This is a genomic window from Methylovulum psychrotolerans, from assembly GCF_002209385.1.
GTDB classification, from domain to species: domain Bacteria; phylum Pseudomonadota; class Gammaproteobacteria; order Methylococcales; family Methylomonadaceae; genus Methylovulum; species Methylovulum psychrotolerans.
In genome coordinates, this window is the sequence record NZ_CP022129.1 from 2,402,036 (window position 1) to 2,429,003 (window position 26,968).

Consider the following 26,968-nt stretch of genomic DNA (forward strand, 5'->3'; position numbering starts at 1 on the left):
TCAAAGGAAATTGATCAGTTTAGTCCTTGCAATAGCAGTTATACCCCAACTTGCTTGGATTATTTGTGTAGCTTTGTGAAAAATAAAGCCGCACTCCTTGCCAAATTCAGGCACAAAAAACAGCCCGAAGACGGCTTGTTTATAATGGCAATTCCGGTCACTTTCCGGCTCAATCGCCGTTCTCGGCCTTGTCGATCTGCCCCTTAGCCAAGCGATACCGCGCAGTTCCAGAAACTGCTTATGCTGTGCCGTTTTCAGGCGGATGGACATGTTTTTTGACCCTGCTGTAACGGTTTTCTGCCCGCACCCTTGGCGCGTGCATTCTTGGGTTCCATCGTGTCGTTCCCCAAAAGTTTATTGGCGGTCGCCGCAACCATTGTGCCCGGTCGGTGGCTGAATCCGCGAGTGTTTGTGGCCTCCACTACGGACTCCTTAACCTATCTTCACGAATCACCGTGCAATAATAATCCGTGTTAAACAAGCTTTTTATTGCCTGCCACTTTCAATTCCCGAATAGTTCAAATTTTGGTAATTTCAATATACAAAACCACTTACGGCAGTTAACATTTAGCCCTCAAACACGGACAGCGAAGTAAAAACCATGAAACGAGACTTTGAGTTAATAAAAACGATCTTGAAAGAGGCGGAAAGTATTTCGGTGGACAGCCCTGTTAGTAGCTTTGAATATCCAGGTGAATATGACCAGGAAGTAGTGGACTATCACACCGAGCTGTTGATAACGGAAGGCTTCCTTAAAGGGGAAGCCCTTTTCTGTGTCAGTGGTTATCAGTATTTTATGGTTTATGGCTTATGCTGGAAAGGCCACGAATTTATTGAAGAGGCGTTCAGGGATGAAAGCATTTGGGAAAAAGGGAAGGCTTTTGCCGCTTCTCAATCTCCTGCAATAAGTGCCGCCATATTACTCGAGGCTCAATATGGGTTTTGAGGTCTTTTGATAAAATGGTCGGATGGAAACTTCAATCATAACCATCAAACAACTAGTCAGCGAAGCCCAGTGTTACGCGACCATCCGCCAGTTACGTTGGGCAGACGGTGTCACCTGCCCCCATTGCGACAGCGGCGACACGATCCGGCGCGGCTTCGACAGTCCGCAACGCCTTTGCCAGCGTTACCAATGCAAGGCTTGCAACAAACGTTTCGACGACTTGACCGAAACCGTGCTGTCAGGGCATCATCAGCCGCTGTCGGCCTGGGTGCTATGCCTGTATTTCATGGGGCTGAACCTGTCCAACCAGCAGATCGCCCAAGAATTGGATTTGAACAAGGACGACTTGCAGTATATGACAGAACACTTGCGCTTAGGTCTGGATAAAAAAAAGAGCGGGTAACCCTGTCCGGCGTGGTCGAATGCGACGAAGTCTACATCGTGGCGGGCCATAAAGGCCAGCCGGACAAAGTTGCCAAAGCCGGAAGGAAGCCCCGTTGCCGCCGCCTAAAAGGTGCACCGGGGCGTGGCACGGCGGAGACCGAGAAGCCGCCCGTCTTCGGCATGATCCAGCGCACAGGTGAAGTCGTCATCAGGATGCTCGAAAACGTGCAACAGCCCACCATCAAGCCCTTGATCTTACAAACCATTATGCCCGGCACACAAATCTATACCGACGAATACAACATCTATAGCCGCTTGGAGGCTTGGGGTTACCCGCATAAGACGGTCAACCATTCGGCGGGGGAATATGCCCGTGACGAGGACGGCGACAGTTTTTGCGAAGTCCATTCAAACACCATGGAAGGCTTCTGGTCGCTGCTGCGTTCCTGGCTACGCCCGCATCGCGGCATATCACAGGCCAAGTTGCCCCTGTACCTGAGCTTTTTTGAGTTTGTCCATAATGTCAGAAAACGCGGGAAAAGCTTGCTGTCTTCGTTACTGGCTGTTTTAGTTAAAAAGACCCCGAAACCCATATAGAGCCTTACTCGAATGGCTAAAAGAACAACTTTTTTAGGTGTTAACTCCTGTCGCACCCGGCGGACACAGTCAGAATAGCATTCAACGCCATACCTGAGCAGCGGCTCTTCAATTGAGCATTTGCCCTCAAGTATCTCGCTTTTGCCTTGGGCGATGCGCCTATCCCATATATTAAGCAGGCTCAGCAGACCCTCATCACGACGTTTCACGGGAACAAGGACTAATCTATTCATCATGGCATTCACCCGGTAATCTGTTAAAAGCTCTATTATCCGGTCACGACTCGCCAACCTGAATTTTTCTACCAATTAGGATAAGATTTAGGCTTAATTCATTACTAGGTGGTGTTATGGGAAGAGTTATTATTTTTGCGGTTCTTTTTATGATTGCGGGGTGTTCGGAGAAAATAGTTTCCCGGTCTATTACCGTGCCTTTTGATATTGCGTTTATACCGACCGCCCTTATTCCGGGAGTGCCGCTATTTCCCATAACTAGGCAAGTGATTGCAGAAGAGGATTTTTCAAAATTATCCGCCAACTGGCAAGAAGTCAAATCGACTGGCGACCCAGAAAAAATAATTGCCTTTGTTGCCAGCATTGGCGAACTGAAAGAAGAGTTGAATTGTGACACATGCTACCCATCGCCCAATAAGGCCGAATCGCCAATTTACACCGAGATTAGGGATGCTTCTGGGCTAAAGCATCACTACGATGCCGCCAAGAAAACAAACTCCCGTGCAGGTTATTTGTCTCTTATTGGGTATGCCAAAAGCAATACTTTTTACAAGCTAATGCAAGATTATGTCAAACCGCCAGCCAAGCATTCAGCCGAAGCCTTTAATATCGCAAAAACCGCCAACTCCCAAAGCAGTTATGAGGAATTCCTAAAATGGTATCCCAATGGGCCGCTAAGCGACCAAGCAAGGGCGGCTATTGATGATTTCGTTTTTGCCGCCGCCAAGGATGCCAATAGGCTTGCCGATTATGATGGCTACCTAAGCCAGTATAAAAACGGAAAACATACTTTTGAGGCAAGCACACTAAGGGAGGAGGCCGCCTATCGCAATTCAACAAGAAAAGACAGCCTTGAGACTTATCAAGAATATTTAGCAGATTATCCGTATGGTAATTACTTTGCCGAAGTGCAGAAATTAGTCAGTATAAAACTTGCCGAGCAAGCGGAAGATAAGCGGATAGGCGACTTAAGGGCGGTCATCATTGACACGCTTTCCGTTAGCCGGATAGCCGAAGAGACTGAAGGAAAAAGGGCGCGAGAATACAAAATAAAGGCCATGTCTGGCGTTATTAGCACCAGCAATCTATACCGCTATGCATCCTTGCTACTGGACTGCAAGGAACGACTTGCATCAAACTGGAAAGTATATAAACGACTGGGAGGCAAAGCTGACTCGATTAACGAACTGACCGCAAAAAACAAGCAATCCTACGGCCTAAAGATATACTTTATCCCTTATTGACGGGGCTTGGAAGATTGTATAGTCTGTTTAATATCTTGAATAAGACCAACGGGCGGCGGTTCCGGTTGTCCGTTTTGGCTTGGCATGGGCAGGACGGCTCCAACGGCTGCCTTAAAATCCCTCGGTGGTAACACTGTGCCGGACTACCCGAATCAGCTATTATTCAACCTTTTTAGCAGCCCGTCAACTACAACCTCTATTATCATGGGACACAACGCTAATGGCCTTGCCGAATGGAAGAACAAGAAATACAAGCCGCCCTATAACATCGCTACTTCCTCGCCTCAATCAGCTTAATCATATCGCCGCTTTGCTCATCCACGCGCACCGACACAAAAGGGCACGCCTTAACGTTCTTAACGGTATTGCGGTCGATATTCGCGCCGAACAGGCGCAAGACCAGCGGGTTGAGGCGGTGCATCAGCCACGCCAGCGGCGGCCTGGAACTGAGCACATGCTCCAGCAATAAAACTTGGCCGCCGGGCTTGCAGACCCGGTGCAGTTCTTTAAGGCCTTTTAAGGGCATGGGTACAGAGCAGAATACGAAACTGGCGACCACTGTGTCGAAACTGTTATCGGCAAAATATAAAGCCTGCACATCCATCAATTCCAGATCGACCACCACTTTTTTGCGTTCACGCTGCTGCTGCGCCTGCTTCAGCATCCCCGGGCTAAAATCAATCGCGGTGATGCGGGCGTAGCCCGGATAATGGGCAAAATTTTTCCCCGTCCCCACCCCAACTTCAAGGATATGATAACCGTCCACTTTCGCCCACAGGCGTTTGCGCCATCTTTTAAAAAACAGGCCTTCGATAACGGCCTCTAAGACTTCAAAATAAGGGGCTATACGGTCATAGCGTTTTCTGACGGTTTCGCTATCGGTTTTCATAAGCGCTCAGGGGTTGGTAACAGGAAAGCGGGCATGGTACAGCGGGATAGGCGGGGGCGGCAATAGATTTTGGCAAGGCCGGCAAAGGGGTGGGCTTATGGTTTGCCGTAGATTTTCAGGACTAAGCGGTAAAACCAAGCGGGGCGGAACACCACCACCCACATCAGCCATAAGCCGGTAATGGGGATGGGGCCGATTTCCAGCAACGTAACGACCAGCAATACCAAAAGGCAAACAATGCGTGTCATTACGAAGCCCCCCTGAGGCTAATTAGAAATTGATAAACACCGACCCCATAATCAAGTGTCGCATGGTGTCGCTGGTGTGGGTAAGATTCTCCACATATTGGTTCATATAACCCAATTCGGTACGGACATTTTTATTAAACGACCAACCCAAACCGGCAAACGCGCGGTTTTGGTCAAAACCCGCCTGGCCGCCATAAGGCGTGTCGTTAAGGCGGATAAAAAACTCATCCCAAGCAATCAGGCTCAAACGCGGCTCGGCTTGCAACGGGTGCATAAAGCGCACCATTTGCCGTGGCCGGACACGCACATTGCTGTCTTGTAAAAAGTTACTTTCTACCAACGTCCGTAAGGATAAGGTACCGAAGCTGGTCGGCAAAACATAGCGCAGACCCGGCCAAACATCTTGCTGGGAGACAAAGCTCTTGCCGATATTTTGTGTCGGCAACCAAGTGTAACCCGCCCAAACAGTAAGGCGCTCAGTGAGCGAATAACCCACTGCCGCCCGCACCATACCTTGATACCAATGGCTAAAATCGCCGTCATAACGGGATTGGCCTTCCAGCCAGATACGGGTTTTTTCCAGTTTCGGGTCAATAATTTTTAAACTGCCCTCACCTACCATTTGCAGCCAGCTACCGTCATCCTCAACAAAGGTGGGGGCAGGGCCTGCGGCAGTGGCTGGCGGCGCTAAAGCGCCAAAACCCATTATCATGGCTAATGCCAGTAATTTTTTCATAGTATACGCCTATTTGCATTCACAATCGTTGTACCAGTGATGCGGTTATCAGTGATGTCGCACACAAAATAAAGCTGATCCAATGTGCGGCGGCTATCAGCTCATGACGACAAGAAAGGTGCGGGCATCAACAGCCCGCACCAGAATGTTTAACTAAAAGACAGCGTCTTATGCTTACGCGCGGCTAACGGGTGTTGCGAATAGGCTTCATGGTATTCCAAGCCGTAAAACTCGCATTTGCCGCCTTGGGCTTCATAGTCATGTTGGAAGTGGTGCATATATTCCATAAAGCTGTGGTCGAGCAAAAAGGCATCGTTTAACTGAAAAATGACCGTCTTACCTTGCCCTACCGTCATCATGGCATCTTTTAAGGCCATAAAATTAGAGAAAATGGCCGCACCGCTGATTTTTACCCATACCGTATTGTCATCAGCCTGTTGGATTTCAAAGTGGATTTTAAACAAATTATTAAACTTAACGCCCCGGCTGATATGGATTAACAGCTTAACAACAATCCCTAAGGCAACCCCGACCAATAAATCGGTGGCGATAACACCGACAATCGTCACCACAAACAAGAAAAACTGCTCTTTACCCAAACCCAAGACTTTGCCGAACTCTTTGGGCGAAGCCAGACGGAAGCCGGTAAAGACTAATAATGAAGCCAGTGCCGCTAAAGGAATACTATGGATCAGGCGCGGGAAGAAGGCCACAAACAGTAACAAAAAGACACCGTGGAAAAAGTTCGCCCAACTAGTTTTAGCGCCATTAGTGACATTGGCGGAACTGCGGACAATCTCGGCGATCATCGGCAAACCCCCGACCAAGCCAGCCACCAAATTGCCCGCACCCACTGCCATTAAATCCTTATCCAAATTGGCTTGGCGTTTATAGGGATCCAGTTTATCCACCGCCATCGCGCTTAACAAGCTTTCTAAGCTGCCGACCAAACAGATACTGACCACCGCTTCCCAAAATTCGACGGTGGCGAATTTTGAAAAATCAGGAAAGTAAAAGCTGGACATAAAATTATCAGAAATGGCCACCAAAAACTTCGGCCCTATAGTCGCTTCATGATGCGGCAAAATCGTCGCATCGGGCAAAAACAAATACACATGCTCATGGTCAAGGTCAAACACCTTACCCAAACCTATCCCGACCAACACCACGATTAACGGGGCGGGGATCATTTTCAGATAGCGGTTTTTCACCACCGTCCACAGAATCAAAATAGCCAAACCGGAAAAGCCAATAATGGCAATTTCAGGATTCATATTAATAAAGCTATTGGGAATCTGGGCGATAGTAGAAATCAGACTGCTGCCTTTGGTAGGCGCACTGCCAAGCACGGTATGGATTTGTTTCGCCATAATAATGATGCCGATGGCCGCCAACATTCCGTGGACTACCGAGGCCGGAAAAAACGAACTCAGCCGACCAGACTTAAAATAGCCCATCAGAATCTGAAACACACTGGCGACCACAATCGCCGCCAAGGTGTAACGGTAGCCCGCCATGGCATCGCCTTCGCCTAAAGACTGCACAGCTCCCAAGACCACGACAATCAGACCTGCCGCCGGGCCGTTAATAGTCACATACGAACCACTGATACGCGACACCAATACCCCGCCAATCACAGCGGTGATGATACCGGCTGACGGCGGAAAGCCAGAAGCCATAGAGATGCCTAAGCATAACGGCATAGCGATCAAAAATACCAGAAAACCCGACAACAAGTCACTGTGCCAGTTTTCTTTTAATCCGGCCAAGCCGGTTTGCGGCAACGCGGATGGGCTTACCTTACTCATAAATGTTTCCTCAGATTAATCGGGCTGTTTAGAGCTTAAATTGCAATTAACATGCCAATATAATTTATTTTATACCTCATTGGTTTTAATGTTTTTTTTTGTAAAAACCACCCATTATGGGCATCCAAAAGGGCAAAACAACCGATTTCCGGTTGATTTCAACCGCCCACCACCAATACTGATTGCTTAGCAACAAATTGCTGGTACGTTTAAATTTGCAACCATCATTGCCTAATCATTAGGCGTTGCGTATCATTCTGGACTAACACTAACTACGGCAGGAAAAAACGATGTCCCAGATTCCCGAAAACAAACGTCGGCATGTGCGTGTACCCACTAATCTGGCGTATCGCTTTGTTGTCGAAAACCAAGAATATGTCGGTCAAGTCGGTAACATCAGTTTAAGCGGTGCGTTCTTATCCGCACCAAACCCTCCGCTAAACCCTTCGCATCTGTGCCAATCAGGCATTCTGCAAATCTGCCTGCACCATGAGGCCCTGACACTAAAATGCGACATTATCTATGCGGCAACCATCGAAGGGACTTTTCCGGTTGGTGTCGGTGTCTGTTTTAGCGAAACCGACGCACCAACCCAGCAGTCCATAAAAGCATTAGAGGCGGCACTAGGATTAAAAAGTCATCCGCCTCATTAAGCTACTGGCACGGTTCCTCGCCTAACCCTGGGTAAAATGCGGAAATCGTCAGGCCAATGCCAATAAACTCATACTAAAAACGCGCAGTTAAGCTACACTAATGGAATAGATTACTTTCCCCACCTTTGGAGCTAAAGATTATGAGCGACACTATCTCAAATAACGCCGTCATTTACGCCACCCTTGCCTTAAACAGCGAAGTCGCTTTACAACGCGAATACTTGGCATCAGATGATGTGCCGGAAGACGAGCGCGAAAATGAAGAAGACATTCTTGCCGACTTAGAACAGGCTTTCATGGAGTTTATCGACATTTACAAAGTGCGTTGTAAAGCCGACCCTGAACTGCCCACGTTAGATGAACTGTTAAACAGCCAACTCTAATGCCAGATGACCACCGTCTTAACCTTATATGGCATCACCACCTGCCAATCTGTTAAAAAAGCGCGGCGCTGGCTAGAGCAACACCACAAACCCTACCGCTACCACGATGTCCGCGCCGATGGCCTCAACGCCGAGCAACTGCATGATTTTGTTGCGCGTGCCGATTGGAAACTGCTGCTTAACCGCAGCAGTACCGCATGGCGGCAATTATCCGCCGAACAGCAAGCCGACCTTAACCAAGAAAAAGCCATCGCCCTGATCTTGGCAACCCCCACCCTAATGAAACGTCCGGTATTGGATACCGGCGTGCAACTACTAGTCGGCTTTACTGCCGAACGCTACGAAACCGAACTATGAGCGACACTTTAGACCTGCTTAAAACCCTGATTAGCCGCCCCTCCATCACCCCGCAAGATGCCGGTTGCCAAGATTTGCTGACCGAACGCCTGACCCCATTGGGTTTTAGCGCCGAGCGGCTGGATTTTGCCGACACCCAAAACATTTGGCTAAGACGCGGCCAAAGCCAACCCTTATTGACGTTTCTGGGGCATACCGACGTGGTGCCGACCGGCGCGTTAACAGCGTGGGATTCGCCACCGTTTGAGCCGACCCTACGCGACGGTAAACTGTACGGGCGCGGGGCGGCTGATATGAAAGGCGGCATCGCCGCGTTCGTTACGGCGGTGGAGCGTTTTCTCAAACAGCACCCCGACCACCAAGGCTCGCTGGCCGTCATGATGACCAGCGATGAAGAAGGCATTGCCACCCACGGGGTCGTCAAAGTCGTTGAAGTGCTGGAAGCGCGTGGCGAAAAAATCACCTGGTGCTTAGTCGGCGAACCGTCCAGCGACAAACGCATCGGCGACGTTATCCGCGTCGGACGGCGCGGCTCTTTGTGCGCCCGCCTGACCGTCATCGGCATCCAAGGCCATGTCGCCTACCCCGAATTGGCCGAAAACCCTATTCATACCTTCGCCCCAGCCTTAAAAGCCCTGACCGAAGAAGTCTGGGATCAGGGTAATGCTTTTTTTCCGCCCACCCGCCTGCAAGTATCGAACATCAACGGCGGTACGGGTGCGGAAAACATTATCCCCGGCGAACTGGAAGTGCAATTTAACTTACGGTTCTGCACCGAACTCAATGCCGAAACCATCCAGCAACGCACCCGTGCCATCCTCGACCGCTTCGGCTTTAACTACCGCTTAGACTGGCGCTTATCAGGACAGCCGTTCCTGACCGCCTCCGGCGATCTGGTGGCCGCGACCCATGCCGCGATCAATAGCGTCACTGGCTACGAACCTAAAGACGACACAGGCGGCGGCACCTCAGACGGGCGTTTTATCGCCCCCACTGGCGCACAAGTCATCGAATTGGGGCCGCTCAATGAAAGCATCCACAAAATCAACGAGCATATCGGCGTGGCTGATCTGGAAACCTTATCGGCGATTTATGAGCAAATTTTAGTGAATTTGTTAGTCCGCGCTTAGAGACAGCCCTAAATAGCCAATCATGTACCGCAATATTCTAGGCCAGCAATTTATTCCCTAACTACCGTGGCAATTCCCTATGGATATGCTAACCTTAATGATGTTATGGGAAAGCCATAGCAGGGTGTAATACATTGCAACATTTTTATTAAATGGGTGGTTATCATGGCAATTTTAAAAGGCGATAAGCAAGCAAATATTATCAACGGTAGTGCGGAAAATGATGCCATATTCGGTTATGGCGACAACGATGTTTTGACGGGTGGCTTGGGTAATGATGTTTTGAATGGCGGAACGGGTGCCGACCAGTTAAGTGGCGGCGATGGCAACGATATTTATATCGTGGATAATGTCGGCGATGTGGTTTCAGAAACGCTAGGGGCGGGATTTGACGCTGTCCGCTCCTCAATAAACTGGACATTGGGCGACAACGTAGAAAAATTGGTGCTGATAGGGAAAGCGGCCATTAATGGCACGGGTAATGGCTTGGACAATAATCTAGTCGGCAACGCCGCCAACAATATCTTGGTAGGCGGTGCGGGTAACGATTTCTTGGAAGGTGGCTCAGGAGCCGATACCTTGATGGGTGGCGCAGGTGACGACCACTTAACTATCGATGACTTTAACAGTGATGTCATCGATGGCGGCACAGGCATGGATAGCCTGCAAATAAAGGCCAGTAACCAAACCTTGGATTTACGTTATGCGCCAACGATAACCAATATAGAAACCATCCGCTTGGCGGACAGCCACAGCACCTTGATGGTGTCGGCAGAAAGCATCATTAACCTCAGCAGCGATAGCGATACGTTAAAAGTTGACGGCAGCGCCAATAACACGCTGATGATGGAAAACGGCTGGGCAGATAACGGCATTACCGGCAATTATCATATCTTCACCAAAGATAATGCGGTTTTGCAAGTCAATGCCGCCATTACCGATATCGAAATAATCCCTCACTTCAGCGCTTACACCATTTCAGATGTGGCAACCGCCGCCCGTGTCGGCGGTAGTTTCGATAGCGGCGTGCAGACAATCACGATTGACTTTGGCGGCAAAGCTTATAATAATTGGGCGTTAAGCTCCATTGACCTGAGCGGTTTTGGCTTGGAAGATAAGCTGGTTATTGCCCAAAAAGATGGGGCGATCAATTATAGCAGAGCTTATTACCATAACGGTTCGCACGAGCGGACAAAATACATCAGCCAATCTATATCCGCTACGTCTTTTATAGGCTTCCATTTTGTCGCTAGGGATAGGGTGTCTTGGCAAGCTGGGGCAACCCATGCTTTACTCGTCAGCTCATCTTCTACATTTTATTCTTCGACACGCACCAGTTCTGCCCAAGCCCGTCCGGGCATCCCCACCAATCAAATCCTGCTCACAGGCCTGCCCACAGGCTTGGCCGATAGCCACTTTGTGTTTGTGTAACAGACCACCACACTAAGGAAACCTACCATGAACCCCGCCGAACCCCAAGCATCATCCCCCGTCAAACTGCCTTATTTTGATTACCTGCTCACTTTGCTCAAAGACGGCAACGAAGCCGTAGCCAAAAGTTTTGGCCGGCACGTCCACTGGGGCTATTGGGAAACGCCTAAACAAGCCACCCTGACGACCGACGACTTTGCCGAAGCCGCCGAAGCCCTGTCGGCGCAAGTGTGCTTGGCGGGCAACATCCACAACGGCCTCAGCGTGCTGGATGTCGGTTGTGGGTTTGGCGGCACTATCGCCCATATCAACGAGCGTTATGTGCGCATGGACTTGGTGGGCTTAAACCTGGACGAACGGCAACTGCAACGCGCCCGCGCCACGGTACTGGCGACCGAGCAGAACCAAGTGGCGTTCCGGCAAGGCAACGCCTGCGCCCTGCCCTTTCCCGACCAGTCGTTTGATGTGGTGCTGGCAGTGGAATGTATTTTTCATTTTCCCGACCGCAAGCAGTTTTTTCAGGAAGCCTACCGCGTCCTTAAGCCCGGCGGTTATTTGGCCTTATCGGATTTTGTCGCCGACACGAAACTCTTACCGCTGACCCGCCTAAAACTGCCGGACTGGGCATTCTACGGCAAATGCAATTTGCAATTTTCCGCCGCCGATTACCGGCGGCTCGCCGGAGCAACCGCGTTTACTGGTGCGACCGAGCGGGACATCACCGTAAACACCTTGCCCACTTATAGTTATCTGAGAAAATTAGCTCGGCAACAAGCCCGGATTATCAGCAAAAGCGCGGTGCTCGAAACCTTAGCGGCGGAAATCGCCAGCCGCTTGGCCTTATTGAACTATATGGTTTATGGTTTTAAAAAGAATTGAAGCAGCACAGCCTTGCTGCCCAATCGGCAGTTTCCCTGCCCTTGGTTGATACGGTGCAATCCATTATTGGTGAGCGGGTGAAATCCAGACATTACAATTCCCACAGGTAAAATTTCGCTTTCGCTGCCTCGTCTCCCGCGTTATGATTCTGATAGGCCTATGTCACTAACGACTAAAATAAAAGGCAGGGCATATTAATGGACAATCACCTTATCAGCCAGCTTGAGAAACTCATCGATATTGGCATTGCTTTGTCTGCCGAACAGGACAGTAGCCGACTGTTGGAAATGATTTTACAGGGGGCAAAACAAATCACCCGTGCAGATGGGGGGACGCTATACAGTATCGAAGGCAATGCCATAAAAATGGCTATTGTGCTGTCCGATAGCTTGGGCATCAATTTGGGCGGCAGTTTTGGCGTTCCGGTGACGATGCCGGATATTCCTTTGTATTTTGAAGATGGCGCACCAAACTTAAAAAATGTGGTCAGTTGTTCTTTCCATCATAATAAAACCATCAATATAGCCGATGCCTACCATAATCAGGACTTTGATTTTGCAGGCACGAAAGCGTTCGACCTACAAAACCAATACCATTCAAAGTCTTTCCTGGCCGTACCGATGCGCAACCATGAAGGTGACATTATCGGCATTTTGCAGCTTATCAATGCCATAAACGCAAGCGATAATAAAGTGATGGGGTTTGATGAAATATCCCAACACATTACCGAAGCTTTGGCATCACAAGCGGCGATTGTCCTGACCAAGCAATGTCTGATCGACGATTTGGCAAATATGTTCGAATCGCTGGTGCAATTGATCGCTACGGCGATTGACAATAAATCCCCTCATACCGGGGAGCATTGCCGCCGGGTGCCGGAATTGACCATGATGGTCGCCGAGGCGGCACATAATACCCGGCACGGTTATTTGCGTGATTTTGTCATGACCGATGCCGACCGCTATGAGCTTAAAATTGCCGGCTGGCTGCATGATTGCGGCAAAATCGCCACGCCCGAATCGGTCATTGATAAGGCGACTAAATTACAGACGATAGTTGACCGGATAGTATTGCTGGAGACCCGTTTTGAGGTAGTAAGGCGGGATATGGAAATTGCTTTGCTGAAACAACAAATCCAGGCTTTAGAGCAAGGGCAGACACCGGAGAGTGCCGGCACACAGGCCTATTTGGCGGCATTGGCCGAACTGGATGAAGATTTGGCTTTCATCCGGCAGGCCAATAAGGGCGTGGAATTTATGCCACCTGAAGACCAGGAGCGTATCCGCGCCTTTAAGCACAGAAGCTGGCGCTTAGGTGGCGAAATGCAGCCTTTGCTAAGCGATGATGAAATTGATAATTTGACCATTGCCAAAGGCACGCTGAATGCTGAGGAAAGGCGCATCATTAACCAGCATATCGATGTCACGATTGCCATGCTGGAGAAAATCACGTTTCCTAAGCATCTGCAACATGTCCCCGAATATGCCGGCGGCCACCATGAAAAAATGGATGGGACGGGATATCCTAAAGGCTTGTACCGTAGCCAGATGTCCATCCAAGCCAGAAGCATGGCGATTGCCGATATTTTTGAAGCCTTAACGTCTAAGGACAGGCCTTACAAGCAAGGCAAAACCTTGTCCGAATCCTTGGCTATCTTAAAAAAAATGAAAGAAACCAACCATATTGATCCTGACCTGTACGATGCGTTCATTGAGCAAAAGGTTTACCGGCATTATGCCGAAAAATTTCTTGATGATTATCAGTTGGATGTTGAGTAGGGCTGCTGTTGGCAGCTACTGATTCTTGCTTTAGGGTAAGATCGCTTTTTCCCCGTAAAGTTTCCGTTTCCCATGTCGACTACCCTCTCTTTAAGCTATTTACATGCCGCCATGCGCGAATGGCGGCGGCATTTGCACCAATATCCCGAAACAGCGTTTGAGGAAACCCAAACCGCACAATTTGTCACCGCTAAATTGCGTGAGTTTGGCTTAGATGTACATGAGGGCTTGGGCGGGACAGGCGTAGTGGGTACGTTGCGTGCCGGCACGGGCGGGAAAAAAATCGCCTTACGCGCGGATATGGACGCACTGTTTATTCAGGAACACAACGGGTTTGCCCATAAATCCCGCCATGACGGCAAGATGCACGCCTGTGGCCATGACGGGCATACCGCGATGTTGTTGGGGGCGGCTTGTCATCTGGTGCAACAGCCGGATTTTGACGGTACGGTGTATTTTATCTTCCAACCTGCCGAAGAATGCCGAGCCGGGGCGAAGGCGATGATTGATGACGGTTTGTTTGCGTTGTTTCCGGCGGATTGCGTGTTCGGGATGCACAATTATCCCGATATTCCGCTCGGCCAGTTTGCCGTTAAGCCGGGCGCGATGATGGCGGCTTTTGATTGCTTTGAAATTATCCTGCAAGGCCAAGCCACCCATGCGGCAATGCCGCATTTGGGCAATGATGCCGTGGTCGCCGCCGCACATTTGATTACGGCCTTGCAAACGATTGTCAGCCGTCACCTTAACCCTGCCGACGCGGCGGTGGTCAGTATCACGCAAATCCATGCGGGTAACACTTGGAACGCCATTCCCGATAGCGTGACCTTAAGGGGGACGGTGCGCTGTTTTAAACCGGAACTGCAAACGCAAATCGCCGCCCAACTCCGCCATCTTACCGGGCAGATTGCGGCGGCGTTTAACGTCAGCACCACGGTTGTGTTCAATCCCGAAAATCCCGGCTATCCGGTGACATGGAACAGTGCCGCAGAAACCGAGCTGGCCCGCCAAGCCGCGATTGCCATAGTAGGGGAAGCGGGGGTTGACGGACAACCCGCTTCCAGCATGGGGTCGGAAGATTTTGCCTTTATGTTACAGGAAAAGCCGGGCTGTTATCTGTGGATAGGCAACGGTTCGTCCGCCAATAGCTGTTTGCTGCATAATCCGCATTATGATTTTAATGATGCGATATTGCCGATAGGGGCAGCGTATTGGGTGGCATTGGTGGCGACGGTATGTCCGGTATTATAACTTAAAAATGTTGACAAGCCGCCTAATGTCCTGCAAGGTTAAGCCTTTTTTGCCTGATAGGGAGTCGCCATGCAAATATGGGTCGATGCCGATGCTTGTCCTAAGCCGATTAAAGATATTTTATTTCGGGCGGCGGAACGCACTGCCATTACCACCACACTGGTCGCTAACCAACAGTTGCCGATACCGCCGTCGCGTTATATCAAAATGCTACGCGTGCATTCGGGCTTTGATGTCGCCGATAATGAAATCGTCAGCCGCTTAAGTGCGGGGGATTTGGTGATTACCGGTGACATTCCTTTGGCTAGCGAAGTGCTGGCTAAGGGTGGTCATGCCATTAATCCGCGTGGCGAACGCTATAACCAAGAAACCATCAAGGAACGCCTAAATATGCGGGATTTTATGGATACGCTACGGGCCAGCGGCATTGATACCGGCGGCCCCGCCGCCTTAAGTGCGCGTGATGTGCAGGCCTTCGCCAATCAGTTAGATGGGTTTTTAGTCCGGCGACAACTTAACGGTCAGGTTTGATACAGATTTTTAAGCCAACGGTTTAACGCTGTTTTACCGACTTGTTTATTTTGGGTGTTTAGCCGCCGTCACTGCGGCCAGTTTAGCCTCCAGTTTATGGCAACGGTCCATAGATAGGTGCCATAAGTCCAGTACCGAATCCAACATTAAATGGGTAGTCGCTGCGTCATAGTTGACGGCGTGCCGTGCCTCGTAAGCTTGTTCGGGTGTCGCACCGTGGTGGATGGCAAAAATTTGTGCCGCCATAATCCGGTCTATGCCGAGTATGTGGTAGATCAGCCATGAGGTGATGAAGCTCACCAACTTTTCTGCAATATCCCCCACCTCCTCTTCCGAATACAAATGTTCCTGCATGTTTTGGATGTCGTAGATAAACGATTTGTGTTCCATCCGGTGAACATTGATATGGCGGGGGTCTAGGTGATGATGTTGCATCAGCAGTTCTTCATCGACAAAATGCTGGCCGGCGTATGCCATTAATTCTGTCAGTATGGCATCGATCGGCGCTTGTCTGCATACCCCTTCGGTCACATTTTCGGGCAATAGGTTAAGTAGTTCGAATAATTTTTTATGTTGTATATCGACAGATTCTATTTTTACCGAAAAATGGTCTGACCAAGTTAACATCCGCTTCTCCAAATAATGTGCCCAACTAGCACATACATTGTATGTGCATGATAGATAAGACTATGGTTTTTAATGTTTTTTTCGACTTAAGCAATGTTTGCCAGTTTTTTTATATTATCTTGTTGGGTATTTATATTTTTTCATGGGAATTGCCCAATTTAAGCGTCAGTTCTGGTGTAAGCTATTTTACCCCTTATATTGTAGGGTTAAAAATTTATTAAATCCCTACAAGCAATCGGTGCGGCTTTAACCTTGTGGGGCAATTGCCGTCATTATGCTGTCTTTTCTAAGTTCTTGTTATGCTCAATCGTATTTGGAGTGGTTTTTTTCTGGTGGCTTTTCTTGTCGCCTCAATTAAGGTGTTATACTTTGGCGACCAGCAAGTATTTGCCGAGATGTTGGCGGCTTTATTCGCGCAAGCCAAAGCGGCGTTTGAGATTGCCTTGGGGCTGACCGGGGTGTTGGCATTATGGTTGGGGATTATGCGCGTTGGCGAGCAAAGCGGTTTTGTCCGCTTGCTGACCCGTGGGCTTACGCCGCTGTTTAGCCGTCTGATGCCGGAGGTGCCGAAAGACCATCCGGCGTTGGCGGCGATGGTGATGAATTTGTCGGCGAATATGTTAGGCTTGGATAATGCCGCGACTCCCCTGGGCATTAAGGCCATGCAGGAGTTGCAAAAGCTGAACCCCAAACCGGACACCGCCAGTGCCGCGCAGATTCTGTTTATGGTGATTAACAGCTCCAGCGTCACTTTGTTGCCGGTGACGATTTTCAGTTACCGGGCGCAATTGGGGGCGCAAAATCCTACCGATGTGTTCATCCCTATTTTACTGGCGACCTATATATCGACACTAACTGGATTGTTAACGGTGGCTTTTATCCAGAAAATAAATTTGCTCGATAAAGTGGTATTGGCGTATTTACTGGGTCTGACTGTGTTGGTGGGCGGTTTGTTAGGCTATTTTTCGGCGTTACCGCAAGTGCAAATGCTGGCACAATCGGCATTGTTAAGCCAAGTTTTACTCTTTAGCCTGATCGTGGCGTTTATTGCCGGCGCGGCTTATAAAAAAGTGGACGCTTACGCGGCGTTTATTGACGGGGCAAAGGATGGTTTTCAAACGGCGGTGACGATTGTGCCATATTTGGTGGCGATGCTGGTTGCGATTGGCGTGTTCCGTGCCAGTGGGGCTTTTGCCCTGTTAGCGGAGGCATTGCGTACCGTAGCGGCCGCCTTGGCACTGGACGGGCGTTTTGTCGATGCCTTGCCGACCGCCTTAATTAAGCCGTTTAGCGGGAGTGCGGCGCGGGCTTTGATGATCGATACGATGCGGACGGCGGGTGTGGATTCTTTTGCCGGACGCTTGGTCTGTATTGTCCAAGGCAGTACCGAAACAACGTTTTATGTGCTGGCGGTGTATTTGGGGGCGGTCGGAGTCAGGCATAGCCGTTATGCGGTTACTTGTGGCTTGCTCGCCGATGGGGCTGGCGTATTGGCAAGTATTGTGGTGGCTTATTGGTTCTTTGGTTAATGACTGTAATACTTTGATATTATTTGTTATTTGTATTTGTCATCGGCTATTTCGGAACAAGGCAAGAGGGGGCCGCAAAAAAACGGTCTAATTGGGCAAGTTTTTATTAAAACTGTGAACTGGTTACTTGAATTTAAATGCCATTCTGTTATTAATGGGCTACATGGAATTTTAGTCGGAAGACGGTTATTATGCAGAGTTTGCTAGACTTTTTATTGCCCACTAATAGCTTTATGCCCCACGGCTATTGTTTCTTATGGCAACCTGGGTTGCTGTGGCTGTTGGTGGCTTCGCATTTGCTGACCGCTTTAGCGTACTTTTCCATCCCTTTGGCCATTGCCTATTTTCTCGAAAAGCGTAGCGATATTGTTTTTAAAGGCCTGTTCCGCTTATTTAGCGGCTTTATCCTGTGTTGCGGCATTACCCATGTCTTTGCGGTCATTATGATCTGGCAGCCCTATTATGCGTTGGAAGGGATATTGCTGGCGGTAACGGCGGCGGTGTCTTTGTGGACGGCTGTCGTTTTGTGGACGCTGATCCCCAAAGCCTTGCTGATTCCCAGTCCGGCCATACTGCTTAAGGCCAACCAACAATTGCAGGATGAAATTTTCGTCCACCAACAAACCAAAGCGCAATTGACCCGGATTAATGCGGATTTAGATCGGACAATCACCTTATTACAAGCCAGTAACCAAGCTTATCAGGAAAGTGAACAGCGTTTTAAGGCAGTGGTCAATCTAAGTCCGGCGGCTATTTATACTTCGGTACTGACCGATAAGTTACGCTATCTGTACCGCAACACCTTTGTCAGCGATGCATTTTTGCCGATAACAGGTTTTACCCCTCAAGAGTGGCACGATAACCGTTATCTATGGGTCGACCGTGTCCATCCTGAAGATTTAGCCGGGTTGCTGGACAAAGTACAGCGCTTGCCTGAGCTTGAGCACTTGGATATGCAGTACCGTTTCCGGCATAAGGACGGCACTTACCGCTGGGTATACGATAAAGTGAATTTTTTGCCCTCGCTGGATGGCCTCCATGATGAAGTCATAGGGGCATGGATGGATATTACGGAAGCGAAGAAGAATGAAGAGGAAATGCGTTTGGCGGCAATCACCTTTAATAGCCTGCAAGGCATTATGATTACGGATGCACAAACCCATATTTTGCGGGTAAATCCTGCCTTTAGCAAAATTACCGGCTACACGGCGGAAGAGGTCGTCGGCAAAAAACCGACTATTTTGCGTTCCGGCTTACATAATGATGCGTTTTATGATGACTTATGGCAACGGCTGGATAATGAAGGGCGTTTTGAAGGCGAGGTCATTGACCGCCGCAAAGACGGGGCGCTGTTTACCAAATGGCAGTCCATTACCGCCTTGAAGAACAGTGACGGAGCAGTGACCAATTATGTGTCGATGTTTACCGACATCAGCGAGAAAAAAAAGTTTGAAGAGCATATTAAGCAATTGGCTTTTTATGACCCTTTGACTAACCTGCCTAACCGCCGCTTGTTAGAAGACAAAATTGAGCAAGTGTTGACCGATTTGCAGGCGGAAGAGTGTTTTTTCGCCATCCTTTTTCTCGATCTTGACCATTTTAAATGGTTAAACGACTCGTTAGGCCATCATGCGGGGGATGAGTTGCTAAAGCAGGTAGCCGGACGTTTGCGCAGCGGCATTAATGAACAAGACACTGCCGCCCGTTTCGGGGGCGATGAATTTGTCATTTTACTGAATACCGCGTCAAGCCTTCAACATGAGGCCACTGATATTATCATCAGCCGCGCCACTCAAATTCTGTATGACTTGAATCAGCCGTACCATTTAAGCAATAGCGGGCATTATTTTTCTACTAGCATAGGTATTACCTTATTTTCCAATAAACTGGTCTGTTTGCCGGAAGAGCTGTTACAACAGGCGGATACCGCGATGTACCGCTCAAAAGCCAAAGGCCGCAATACCATCAGCTTTTTTGATTACAGTATGCAGGAAGCGGCGGATAGGCATCTGCAATTGGAATCTAATTTGCGGCTAGCCTTGCAAGAGCAGCAGTTTACTTTGTATTACCAGCCCCAGGTGGATGCCAATGGCGAGATGGTCAGTGCCGAAGCCTTGATCCGTTGGTTGCATCCTCTCCAAGGATTGATTGCCCCCAGTGAGTTCATTCCCTTGGCCGAAGATACCGGATTGATTGTGCAACTAGGCCAATGGGTGCTGTCGGAAGCGTGCCAAAACATAAAAAGATGGTCAGAACAAGGCCTCATCTTTAGGCATATTGCCGTCAATGTCAGCTCCAAACAGTTCCAGCAAAGCGATTTTGTCGAGCAGGTGGCGGCTATTGTCAACAATAGCCAAATTGATCCAAGGCAATTAATGTTGGAACTGACGGAAAGCGGGCTGATTGATAATATCCTGCAAACGGTGGAAAAAATGCGCCGGTTAAAAAAGCTGGGGCTGAGCATTAGTATCGACGATTTCGGTACCGGCTACTCTTCTTTAGCATACTTGACCGCATTTCCGCTCAGCCAGCTAAAAATAGACCGGAGCTTTGTTAATGATGTGACGGATAACCGCAGCAATGAAATTGTTGTCGAGACCATTATCCACATGGCGGATAACCTAGGCTTAGAAGTGATTGCCGAAGGCGTGGAAACCCAGGAGCAAGTGGATTTTCTGTTGCAAAAAGGCTGTAAATTGTTTCAGGGCTATTATTTTAGCCGTCCGGTGCCTGCCCAAGAGTTGGCGGCGAAATGGTTACGCAAACCGAACGGGCTTGTTTAAATGCAGGAGCAGGTTAGGAAGGAACGGCCAATTAAGGTGCCTTACCCTAGTCAGAAGTAGGCTACCGTTTTCAGGCTGCTTTTTTGGCACATAGCCGGATAAGAAAAAAGCCCGCCAAGTTTACTTGGCGGGCTTTTTTTATACGCGCTGGAGCCGGGTGTAGCCTTAGCTTGGTATATCGGCTGGCTTTTCTGTCACGGCTTCCGGTTCGGTAGGCGCTATGACTGCCACTAATGCTGGCGCGGCTATTTCGCTCAGCGGCGGTTCGGCACTGACTGCCACTGGCACATCTTGGACTGGCACTTCCTGCACAACGTCGGAAACCGCCGCTACAGGCACATCAACCCCGGCAGGTTCAGATGCGGTGCTTTCAGGCTCTGGTGCAGGCGCAACAGCTAACGCCGCTTCGGCCGCGACAGGTTCAGATATGACACTTTCGGGCGTTGCAACAATCTCAGCCATTGGTGTAGCTTCAACAGGCTCAGGTGTTGGCGTAGGCGCGGTAGCGGCCACTTCAATCGGCTCAGGTGTGGCCGCTTCAACAGGCGCTGCCAATTCGCTAATCGTTTCGATGACAACAGCCGCCGGTTCCGGTTCCGCCGCTTGGCCAGTATCGGCTACTGATGCGACGGGCGTTACGTCGGTAACCGTTACAACCGCCGTCTCCGCTTCCGCGACGATAACAGGTGCAGGCTCTACCGGCTTAACCTCTGTTTCTGCTTGTGCAACGGCAACAGGCATGGATACTTCTGGCTTAGCGTCAAAGTGGCTGAAATGTTCGCCGTGTACCTGTGCCGCCACTTCAAAGTCGTCTTGCGCCGCCAATTGCGGCTCTTCATCACTGTGCCCCTCATGGTTGTCTTCGGGGCGCTTGTAATTAGGGTTACGCGGTCTTCTGCGGTTAGGGCCACGGCGGCTCGAACGTCTGGAAGACGACCGTAGGCTGGCCTGCTCTTCGGCGGATAATTCTGAGATATGGTCGTCGGATTCAATAGCGGATGCGACTAATGTATCCGAACCTTTAGCCTCTGCCAGCTCTTTATGGGCTGGTGCGGCGGATGCCGGTTTATCCGGTGCATCCACTTGGGCGGTTGCCGCCGCTGGTGCGGGAAGGATAATGTTCGGTCTGACATTACGGCCAGGCCCCCTAAATTGGCGTTGCGGCTGAGTTGCTGATTCCGGTTTGTCCTGTTTATCAGCTTTTTCTGGCTTGTCCGCATCCATAGCCGGAGCCGCTACAGTTGCCGTTTCACGGTCACGGTCACGGTTTCTGTTACGGTTGCGTTTACGGTTGGAGTTGCGGCTACGGCTAGGCACGGCTTCGCCGGTAGTCGGCAAGGCCTCTTCAAGGTCGGCAATGGCAGGTGCGGCATCTTTGTTATCCGGCTCATTCGCCACGGCACCGACCAGCTTATGCCAGAAGCGTTTAATCAGGCTGGCCGCTTCGTTTTTCTGGACAATGGGTTCAGGCACGTCATGAACAAATTCTTGGATGACCGGACGCTCCACTTTGCTCTTCATTTGCTGGGCAAATTCAGGGATAGTGATCTCTTCGGCCTTAATTTGGATATAGCTAGGCTTATCGTCAGGTGCCGCTTCTTTTTCCTTAATACGCTCAATCTCGTAGGCAGGCGTTTCCATGTGGCGGCTAGGCAAGATAACGATGCCGACTTTCAGGCGGTGTTCAATTTGCTCAATGGCACTGCGTTTTTCATTGAGCAGGAAAGTGGCGGATTCAATCGGCAAGTGGACAATGACTTTTTCGGTGCTTTTTTTCATCGCCTCCTCTTCAATCAACCGCAACACCGACAACGCCACGGATTCGACGTTACGGATAGTGCCTTGGCCTTTGCAACGGGGGCAGATGATTTGCGTGGAATCGCCTAACGAAGGCCGCATCCGTTGCCTGGACATTTCCAGCAAACCGAAACGGGAAATTTTGCCGGTTTGGATACGGGCCCGGTCGATTTTGAGCGCGTCACGCAGATGGTTTTCAACGCTGCGCTGGTTTTTGTTGGACATCATATCGATGAAATCGATGACGAACAGACCACCTAAGTCACGCAGACGCAATTGCCGGGCAATCTCTTCCGCCGCTTCCAAATTAGTGTTCAGCGCGGTTTCTTCAATATCATTGCCTTTGGTGGCGCGGGCCGAGTTAATATCGATGGAAGTCAGCGCTTCGGTATGGTCGATAACGATGGAGCCGCCGGACGGCAACGACACTTCGCGGTTATAGGCGACTTCGATTTGGGCTTCGATTTGGTAACGGTTAAACAGCGGTACGGCATCTTGGTACAATTTCGCTTTAGGCAAGAAATGCGGCATGACTTGCTTGAGGAATTTTTGCACCAAAGCAAAGGATTCTTGATTGTCGATCAGAATTTCATCGACATCACCGCGTAAATGGTCACGCAGGGCGCGGATGATGACGTTGCTTTCTTGGAACACCAAAAACGGGGCTTTTTGTTCGCTGGACGAGCGCTCAATGGACTCCCACAACTGCATCAGGTAATTTAAGTCCCATTGCAGTTCTTCGGCATTTTTGCCGCACCCGGCGGTGCGGACAATCAACCCCATATTATCGGGGATGGTCAAGGAGGCCATGACTTCGCGCAATTCGCTGCGGGTGTCGCCCTCAATGCGGCGGGAAATGCCGCCCGCTTTCGGGTTGTTGGGCATCAGCACCAGATAAGTGCCTGCGAGGCTGATATAGGTGGTCAGCGCCGCGCCTTTGTTGCCCCGCTCTTCCTTTTCAATCTGAACGACAATTTCTTGGCCTTCTTTAATCAGGTCTTTAACCGCCGCACGACGGCCTTCTTCGGCGCCTTCAGGCGTGTGCCGATAAGCGGGGGAGATTTCCTTAAAAGGCAAGAAGCCGTGCTTGTCGGCGCCGTAATTGACGAAGGCGGCTTCTAAGCTAGGTTCTACGCGGGTGATGATGCCTTTATAAATATTGGATTTTTTTTGTTCTTTTGATGGTACTTCTATGTCAAAATCATACAGTTTTTGACCGTCTACCAAAGCGACCCGCAGTTCTTCCGCCTGCGTGGCGTTGATAAGCATTCTTTTCATTGTGTATCCTTGTAGTGTCCTGCTCCGTGGCCAGACTTTATTAATCAGACGGGCTTAATTCCTAGTGCAAAGTGAGTAATCAAGACAATAGGCCTAGTGGGCGATAGTGGTTAAAAAACACCATCAATCGGCGGTTTACCGTGCTATTGTTGGTTTATCGGCGTTTGGTTTATCGGCGCATTATTGTCGGTAGCTTGGCTGCAAATCATGAAGGCAACGGTACCTGCGCTCACAATACTAAAAACTTAAGTCAAATCAGTCTTAAGGGTAAATTCTGTTGTCAGCAGGAGTTTAAAAATCGCGCATCAAGGGTCGAGCGATGAACCCAAAAAATCTTGTCTTATGCGGCCTAAACAAACGGGCGTGATGAGTCTGCCCTGTTAGCCGCATGGCTTTGCCCCAGCCCGTGCCATCATGGCAAAGTGGGGCGGGTTATGTTTTTTTTGAAAACATGCTTAATATAGCAACCTTATCGCCCTACAGCAATTTAAAGAATCAATCCAGACCATAATACTGATATTATTTACTTATGACCACAGCAGAACAGGGCGGAACCCCAAAAGTCCAACTGATCGACATTACCGAAGAACAATGCGACCAGCGTTTGGACAATTTTTTAATCACGTTTCTGAAAGGTGTGCCGAAAAGCCATATTTACCGTATTGTCCGCAAAGGCGAGGTACGCGTCAATAAAGGCCGTGTCGATGTCAAATACCGTCTGGAAACAGGCGACCAAGTGCGGATACCCCCGGTGCGGGTAGCCGAAAAAGCCCCTGAAACCTTTGTCGGCCAGCATTTGCAAGACGCGCTGGCGGCCAGCGTGTTGTTTGAGGACGAGGCGTTTATGATCATCAATAAACCTGCCGGGTATGCGGTACATGGCGGTACCGGCATTAACTCCGGTATTATTGAGGGTCTGCGTTCGGTCAGGCCGAATGCGCCGTTTTTGGAGTTGGTACACCGATTAGATAAGGACACCTCCGGCTGCTTGCTGATCGCCAAAAAACGCAGCGCCCTAAAAAAACTCCATACCCTATTCCGTGAAGACCAAGTGCAAAAGACCTATCTCGCGCTCTTGGCGGGGCAGTGGTTGCGTAAAAAACTGCTGGTCAGTGCGCCGCTGCAAAAAAACCAAACCCAAGGCGGCGAACGCATGGTATTTATCAGTAAAACGGGCAAAGAGGCGGAAACGCTGTTCCGACGGCTTAAACTGTTTCCTGACTGCACCTTGGTCGAAGCCGCCCCTAAAACCGGACGTACCCATCAGATCCGTGTCCATGCCGCCAGCAGTTTGGGGCATCCAATAGTCGGTGATGAGCGTTACGGCCAAGATGACGTCAATAAAGCGTTCCGTAGCCGGGGCTATAAGCGCATGTTCCTTCATGCCGCCACCCTGCAATTTACGCATCCGGTCACCGGCGCGTTATTGACCGTCTCAGCCCCTTTACCTCAACAACTGGACGATTTATTAACTTATGAAGAACGCTTATGATTTAATCATCTTCGATTGGGACGGCACCTTAATCAATTCGATAGACTGGATTGCCGACTGCCTGCAACAGGCGGGGGAATTGTGCGGTATCGGCGCTCCCGAACGGCAAGCCGCCAAAGATGTTATTGGCCTGAGCATAGACAAGGCGATGCAGGCTTTGTTCCCGGCCGCCGATGACCAAAAAGTGGCTGTGCTGGTACGCCATTACAGCGCGGCCTATTTTTCCAAACCCATCAGCCCTGACGATTTGTTTGCCGGCGTTTACGACATGCTGGTGCAGCTTAAGGACGACGGCTACCAACTGGCGGTGGCGACCGGAAAAACTCGTGCAGGCTTAGATGAAGCATTAGCGGCGACGGGAACGGCGCAATTGTTTTGCGCGACCCGGTGCGCCGATGAGACCGCCTCCAAGCCTAACCCGCTGATGCTGCATGAGCTGATCGCCCATGCGCAGGTGGATAAAGACCGGGTGTTAATGGTCGGCGATTCCATACATGATCTACAAATGGCGCAAAATGCCCAGATAGCCTCAGTGGGCGTGGCCTGCGGTGCCCATAGCGAAGATTTTTTGCAACAATACAACCCTTTGCGTTGTCTACAAAAACCGACGCAATTACTGGACTATATCCAAGGTTAACCTAATGGACAATCAAGAAAAAGACAATTCGCAACACCCGACCGATAGCGCCCATTGGGAGCGCAGTGTTTTAGAAAAACTGGCGTTTGCCGCGCTGGACGAACAAAAAGCCACCCGCCGCTGGGGGATTTTCTTTAAATCCTTAATGTTCGCCTACATCCTGGTATTATTGGGCGTGGCGGTTTATCCCAAACTGAAATTGGACAAAAACTCTTCCGGCGAACACACCGCCGTGATCAACTTGGTCGGCATGATTGCCGAAGGCAAAGATGCCAATGCCGCCGATTTGATTGAAAGCCTGCGTAATGCGGTAAAGGACGAGCATACCAAGGGCATCATCATCCATGCCAACTCACCTGGCGGTAGCCCGGTGCAATCCGCTTATGTCTATGACGAAATCCGCAAAATTAAGAAAGAGCATCCGCAATTGCCGATTTATGCCGTAGTCAGCGACGTTTGCGCATCCGGCTGCTATTACATTGCGTCCGCCACCGATAAGATATTTGTCAATCCCGCCAGCCTGATCGGCTCTATCGGGGTATTGATGGACGGTTTCGGTTTTGTCGATGCCATGAAAAACCTGGGCGTAGAACGGCGTTTACTGACCGCCGGGGCGCATAAGGCCATGCTCGACCCGTTTTCGCCGCCTAAGGAAGACGAAACCGCCTATATGAAGGAGTTGCTGGGGCAAGTCCACCAACAATTTATCAGCGCCGTTAAACTGGGGCGCGGCAATCGCCTGAAAGAAACGCCGGATATGTTCTCCGGTTTGGTCTGGACGGGCGAAGCCGGCGTGAAAAATGGCATCGCCGATGATTTTTCCGATGACGATAAGGTGGCCCGCGATATTATCGGCGCCGAAAAGCGGGTTGATTTCACCCAACAAGAAGCCCTGATCGATAAATTGGCGGGCAAGTTGGGCGCGTCTTTTGAACACGCGCTGAGCAATGTCTTGCAAACGCCGTCCTTACGTTAAGGAACGTGCATAAAATTAAGTAGGCGTTCATTTTGCACCTCAGCGTGTTTAACCCCACCCCAGCCCTCTCGGCAACCGCTCCTGCGTTGCTCTACCTCCTGCATCCATGCAGTCGCTCTTCGCAGGGGAGGGAGCGAACGGCTTCCCCGTCGTACAGACGAAAGTTAGAGGAAAAAGCCCCTCCCCCTGCCAAGGGGGAGGCTGGGAGGGGGTTGCCGTACTTTCGCCTGTACAACAGGTTTTATTTCATGCACGTTCCTAAGTAACGGCTAGCTTTTTTCACACTATTGGCAATGTAAGGCAGATTAAGCGCAGGTTCAGGGTCAGGCGAATACACTATGAGCCATAGACAAAGAAAGGTCGCTTTCTTG

23 protein-coding genes and 1 pseudogene are annotated in these 26,968 nt (G+C 50.0%); 18 read left to right on the forward strand and 6 right to left on the reverse strand.

Annotation, left to right across the window (positions count from 1 at the left end; genetic code table 11):
* Positions 1 to 601 precede the first annotated feature (601 nt).
* The 4 genes from CEK71_RS10930 to CEK71_RS10945 all read left to right on the forward strand — a co-directional run bounded on the left by CEK71_RS10930 (position 602) and on the right by CEK71_RS10945 (position 3,404).
* Complete coding sequence (locus CEK71_RS10930; protein WP_088619414.1) at positions 602 to 946, forward strand: DUF2513 domain-containing protein; 345 nt, start codon at positions 602 to 604, stop codon at positions 944 to 946.
* 22 nt (positions 947 to 968) lie between these two features.
* Positions 969 to 1,349, forward strand: coding sequence for a transposase (locus CEK71_RS10935; protein WP_088619415.1), 381 nt, complete (start codon positions 969 to 971; stop codon positions 1,347 to 1,349).
* A gap of 11 nt (positions 1,350 to 1,360) precedes the next feature.
* Positions 1,361 to 1,927 (forward strand): IS1595 family transposase, encoded by a 567-nt coding sequence (locus CEK71_RS10940; protein ID WP_088619416.1) that lies wholly within the window; start codon positions 1,361 to 1,363, stop codon positions 1,925 to 1,927.
* Positions 1,928 to 2,276: 349 nt separating this feature from the next.
* Positions 2,277 to 3,404, forward strand: a complete 1,128-nt coding sequence (locus tag CEK71_RS10945; protein WP_088619417.1) for a tetratricopeptide repeat protein — start codon at positions 2,277 to 2,279, stop codon at positions 3,402 to 3,404.
* A 271-nt stretch (positions 3,405 to 3,675) separates the two neighbouring features.
* Here the strand turns inward: CEK71_RS10945 and CEK71_RS10955 are convergent, their stop codons facing one another.
* From CEK71_RS10955 to CEK71_RS10965, 4 genes are all read right to left on the reverse strand, one after another.
* Positions 3,676 to 4,293, reverse strand: coding sequence for a class I SAM-dependent methyltransferase (locus CEK71_RS10955; protein ID WP_088619419.1), 618 nt, complete (start codon positions 4,291 to 4,293; stop codon positions 3,676 to 3,678).
* A 95-nt stretch (positions 4,294 to 4,388) separates the two neighbouring features.
* Positions 4,389 to 4,541 carry a hypothetical protein gene (locus CEK71_RS23180; RefSeq protein ID WP_170065019.1) on the reverse strand — a complete coding sequence of 51 codons (153 nt, stop codon included), beginning with the start codon at positions 4,539 to 4,541 and terminating at the stop codon, positions 4,389 to 4,391.
* Positions 4,542 to 4,563: 22 nt separating this feature from the next.
* Positions 4,564 to 5,277, reverse strand: coding sequence for a DUF2490 domain-containing protein (locus CEK71_RS10960; protein ID WP_088619420.1), 714 nt, complete (start codon positions 5,275 to 5,277; stop codon positions 4,564 to 4,566).
* Between the two features lie 149 nt (positions 5,278 to 5,426).
* Positions 5,427 to 7,085, reverse strand: a complete 1,659-nt coding sequence (locus CEK71_RS10965; protein WP_088619421.1) for a SulP family inorganic anion transporter — start codon at positions 7,083 to 7,085, stop codon at positions 5,427 to 5,429.
* Positions 7,086 to 7,375: 290 nt separating this feature from the next.
* Between CEK71_RS10965 and CEK71_RS10970 the strand changes: the two genes are divergently transcribed.
* From CEK71_RS10970 to CEK71_RS11010, 9 genes are all read left to right on the forward strand, one after another.
* A complete protein-coding gene (locus tag CEK71_RS10970) occupies positions 7,376 to 7,738 on the forward strand; it encodes a PilZ domain-containing protein (protein WP_088619422.1) in 363 nt (120 codons plus the stop codon).
* 140 nt (positions 7,739 to 7,878) lie between these two features.
* Positions 7,879 to 8,121 carry a hypothetical protein gene (locus CEK71_RS10975; RefSeq protein WP_088619423.1) on the forward strand — a complete coding sequence of 81 codons (243 nt, stop codon included), beginning with the start codon at positions 7,879 to 7,881 and terminating at the stop codon, positions 8,119 to 8,121.
* A gap of 6 nt (positions 8,122 to 8,127) precedes the next feature.
* Entirely contained in the window at positions 8,128 to 8,478 is a 351-nt protein-coding gene (locus tag CEK71_RS10980; RefSeq protein ID WP_088619424.1) for a Spx/MgsR family RNA polymerase-binding regulatory protein, read from the forward strand.
* Positions 8,475 to 9,608, forward strand: coding sequence for a succinyl-diaminopimelate desuccinylase (gene dapE / locus CEK71_RS10985; RefSeq protein WP_088619425.1), 1,134 nt, complete (start codon positions 8,475 to 8,477; stop codon positions 9,606 to 9,608). The genes CEK71_RS10980 and dapE overlap by 4 nt, the downstream gene beginning before the upstream one ends.
* 165 nt (positions 9,609 to 9,773) lie before the next feature.
* The gene (locus CEK71_RS10990) at positions 9,774 to 11,039 is read left to right on the forward strand and encodes a calcium-binding protein (RefSeq protein ID WP_088619426.1); all 1,266 of its coding nucleotides are present in this window, start codon (positions 9,774 to 9,776) and stop codon (positions 11,037 to 11,039) included.
* Between the two features lie 27 nt (positions 11,040 to 11,066).
* Positions 11,067 to 11,918 carry a class I SAM-dependent methyltransferase gene (locus CEK71_RS10995; protein WP_088619427.1) on the forward strand — a complete coding sequence of 284 codons (852 nt, stop codon included), beginning with the start codon at positions 11,067 to 11,069 and terminating at the stop codon, positions 11,916 to 11,918.
* Between the two features lie 197 nt (positions 11,919 to 12,115).
* Positions 12,116 to 13,696 (forward strand): HD domain-containing phosphohydrolase, encoded by a 1,581-nt coding sequence (locus tag CEK71_RS11000; RefSeq protein ID WP_088619428.1) that lies wholly within the window; start codon positions 12,116 to 12,118, stop codon positions 13,694 to 13,696.
* A 72-nt stretch (positions 13,697 to 13,768) separates the two neighbouring features.
* Positions 13,769 to 14,947: a M20 aminoacylase family protein gene (locus tag CEK71_RS11005; RefSeq protein WP_232463809.1), complete on the forward strand. Its 1,179-nt coding sequence runs from the start codon at positions 13,769 to 13,771 to the stop codon at positions 14,945 to 14,947.
* A gap of 69 nt (positions 14,948 to 15,016) precedes the next feature.
* A complete protein-coding gene (locus CEK71_RS11010; protein WP_088619429.1) occupies positions 15,017 to 15,478 on the forward strand; it encodes a YaiI/YqxD family protein in 462 nt (153 codons plus the stop codon).
* A gap of 45 nt (positions 15,479 to 15,523) precedes the next feature.
* Here the strand turns inward: CEK71_RS11010 and CEK71_RS11015 are convergent, their stop codons facing one another.
* Positions 15,524 to 16,105, reverse strand: coding sequence for a bacteriohemerythrin (locus CEK71_RS11015; RefSeq protein WP_088619430.1), 582 nt, complete (start codon positions 16,103 to 16,105; stop codon positions 15,524 to 15,526).
* A gap of 299 nt (positions 16,106 to 16,404) precedes the next feature.
* On the opposite strand from CEK71_RS11015, the gene CEK71_RS11020 reads away from it, so the two are divergent.
* Positions 16,405 to 17,634, forward strand: a complete 1,230-nt coding sequence (locus CEK71_RS11020; RefSeq protein ID WP_088619431.1) for a nucleoside recognition domain-containing protein — start codon at positions 16,405 to 16,407, stop codon at positions 17,632 to 17,634.
* A 191-nt stretch (positions 17,635 to 17,825) separates the two neighbouring features.
* The gene (locus CEK71_RS11025; protein WP_088619432.1) at positions 17,826 to 20,417 is read left to right on the forward strand and encodes a bifunctional diguanylate cyclase/phosphodiesterase; all 2,592 of its coding nucleotides are present in this window, start codon (positions 17,826 to 17,828) and stop codon (positions 20,415 to 20,417) included.
* Between the two features lie 1,365 nt (positions 20,418 to 21,782).
* Here the strand turns inward: CEK71_RS11025 and CEK71_RS23185 are convergent.
* A pseudogene (locus tag CEK71_RS23185) lies at positions 21,783 to 23,492 on the reverse strand (Rne/Rng family ribonuclease); the annotation flags it as partial.
* A 529-nt stretch (positions 23,493 to 24,021) separates the two neighbouring features.
* Between CEK71_RS23185 and rluC the strand changes: the two are divergent.
* Genes rluC through CEK71_RS11045 form a run of 3 tightly spaced genes read left to right on the forward strand, consistent with a single transcriptional unit; the run spans position 24,022 to position 26,597 of the window.
* Positions 24,022 to 24,984, forward strand: coding sequence for a 23S rRNA pseudouridine(955/2504/2580) synthase RluC (gene rluC, locus CEK71_RS11035; protein WP_088619434.1), 963 nt, complete (start codon positions 24,022 to 24,024; stop codon positions 24,982 to 24,984).
* Entirely contained in the window at positions 24,968 to 25,621 is a 654-nt protein-coding gene (locus CEK71_RS11040; protein ID WP_088619435.1) for an HAD family hydrolase, read from the forward strand. Before rluC ends, CEK71_RS11040 begins: the two co-directional genes overlap by 17 nt.
* Positions 25,622 to 25,625: 4 nt before the next feature.
* Positions 25,626 to 26,597, forward strand: coding sequence for a S49 family peptidase (locus CEK71_RS11045; protein ID WP_088619436.1), 972 nt, complete (start codon positions 25,626 to 25,628; stop codon positions 26,595 to 26,597).
* Positions 26,598 to 26,968 lie beyond the last annotated feature (371 nt).

Bases quoted from the DNA above. Each gene is read 5' to 3' on its own strand.
- CEK71_RS23180 (WP_170065019.1), bottom strand. From the start codon at position 4,541: ATGACACGCATTGTTTGCCTTTTGGTATTGCTGGTCGTTACGTTGCTG.
- CEK71_RS10975 (WP_088619423.1), top strand. From the start codon at position 7,879: ATGAGCGACACTATCTCAAATAACGCCGTCATTTACGCCACCCTTGCC.
- CEK71_RS11015 (WP_088619430.1), bottom strand. From the start codon at position 16,105: ATGTTAACTTGGTCAGACCATTTTTCGGTAAAAATAGAATCTGTCGAT.
- CEK71_RS11020 (WP_088619431.1), top strand. From the start codon at position 16,405: ATGCTCAATCGTATTTGGAGTGGTTTTTTTCTGGTGGCTTTTCTTGTC.
- CEK71_RS10935 (WP_088619415.1), top strand. From the start codon at position 969: ATGGAAACTTCAATCATAACCATCAAACAACTAGTCAGCGAAGCCCAG.
- CEK71_RS11045 (WP_088619436.1), top strand. From the start codon at position 25,626: ATGGACAATCAAGAAAAAGACAATTCGCAACACCCGACCGATAGCGCC.
- CEK71_RS10930 (WP_088619414.1), top strand. From the start codon at position 602: ATGAAACGAGACTTTGAGTTAATAAAAACGATCTTGAAAGAGGCGGAA.
- dapE (WP_088619425.1), top strand. From the start codon at position 8,475: ATGAGCGACACTTTAGACCTGCTTAAAACCCTGATTAGCCGCCCCTCC.
- CEK71_RS10955 (WP_088619419.1), bottom strand. From the start codon at position 4,293: ATGAAAACCGATAGCGAAACCGTCAGAAAACGCTATGACCGTATAGCC.
- CEK71_RS11010 (WP_088619429.1), top strand. From the start codon at position 15,017: ATGCAAATATGGGTCGATGCCGATGCTTGTCCTAAGCCGATTAAAGAT.
- CEK71_RS11005 (WP_232463809.1), top strand. From the start codon at position 13,769: ATGTCGACTACCCTCTCTTTAAGCTATTTACATGCCGCCATGCGCGAA.
- CEK71_RS10965 (WP_088619421.1), bottom strand. From the start codon at position 7,085: ATGAGTAAGGTAAGCCCATCCGCGTTGCCGCAAACCGGCTTGGCCGGA.
- CEK71_RS10980 (WP_088619424.1), top strand. From the start codon at position 8,128: ATGACCACCGTCTTAACCTTATATGGCATCACCACCTGCCAATCTGTT.
- CEK71_RS10960 (WP_088619420.1), bottom strand. From the start codon at position 5,277: ATGAAAAAATTACTGGCATTAGCCATGATAATGGGTTTTGGCGCTTTA.
- CEK71_RS10990 (WP_088619426.1), top strand. From the start codon at position 9,774: ATGGCAATTTTAAAAGGCGATAAGCAAGCAAATATTATCAACGGTAGT.
- CEK71_RS11040 (WP_088619435.1), top strand. From the start codon at position 24,968: ATGAAGAACGCTTATGATTTAATCATCTTCGATTGGGACGGCACCTTA.
- CEK71_RS10945 (WP_088619417.1), top strand. From the start codon at position 2,277: ATGGGAAGAGTTATTATTTTTGCGGTTCTTTTTATGATTGCGGGGTGT.
- CEK71_RS10995 (WP_088619427.1), top strand. From the start codon at position 11,067: ATGAACCCCGCCGAACCCCAAGCATCATCCCCCGTCAAACTGCCTTAT.
- rluC (WP_088619434.1), top strand. From the start codon at position 24,022: ATGACCACAGCAGAACAGGGCGGAACCCCAAAAGTCCAACTGATCGAC.
- CEK71_RS11000 (WP_088619428.1), top strand. From the start codon at position 12,116: ATGGACAATCACCTTATCAGCCAGCTTGAGAAACTCATCGATATTGGC.
- CEK71_RS10970 (WP_088619422.1), top strand. From the start codon at position 7,376: ATGTCCCAGATTCCCGAAAACAAACGTCGGCATGTGCGTGTACCCACT.
- CEK71_RS11025 (WP_088619432.1), top strand. From the start codon at position 17,826: ATGCAGAGTTTGCTAGACTTTTTATTGCCCACTAATAGCTTTATGCCC.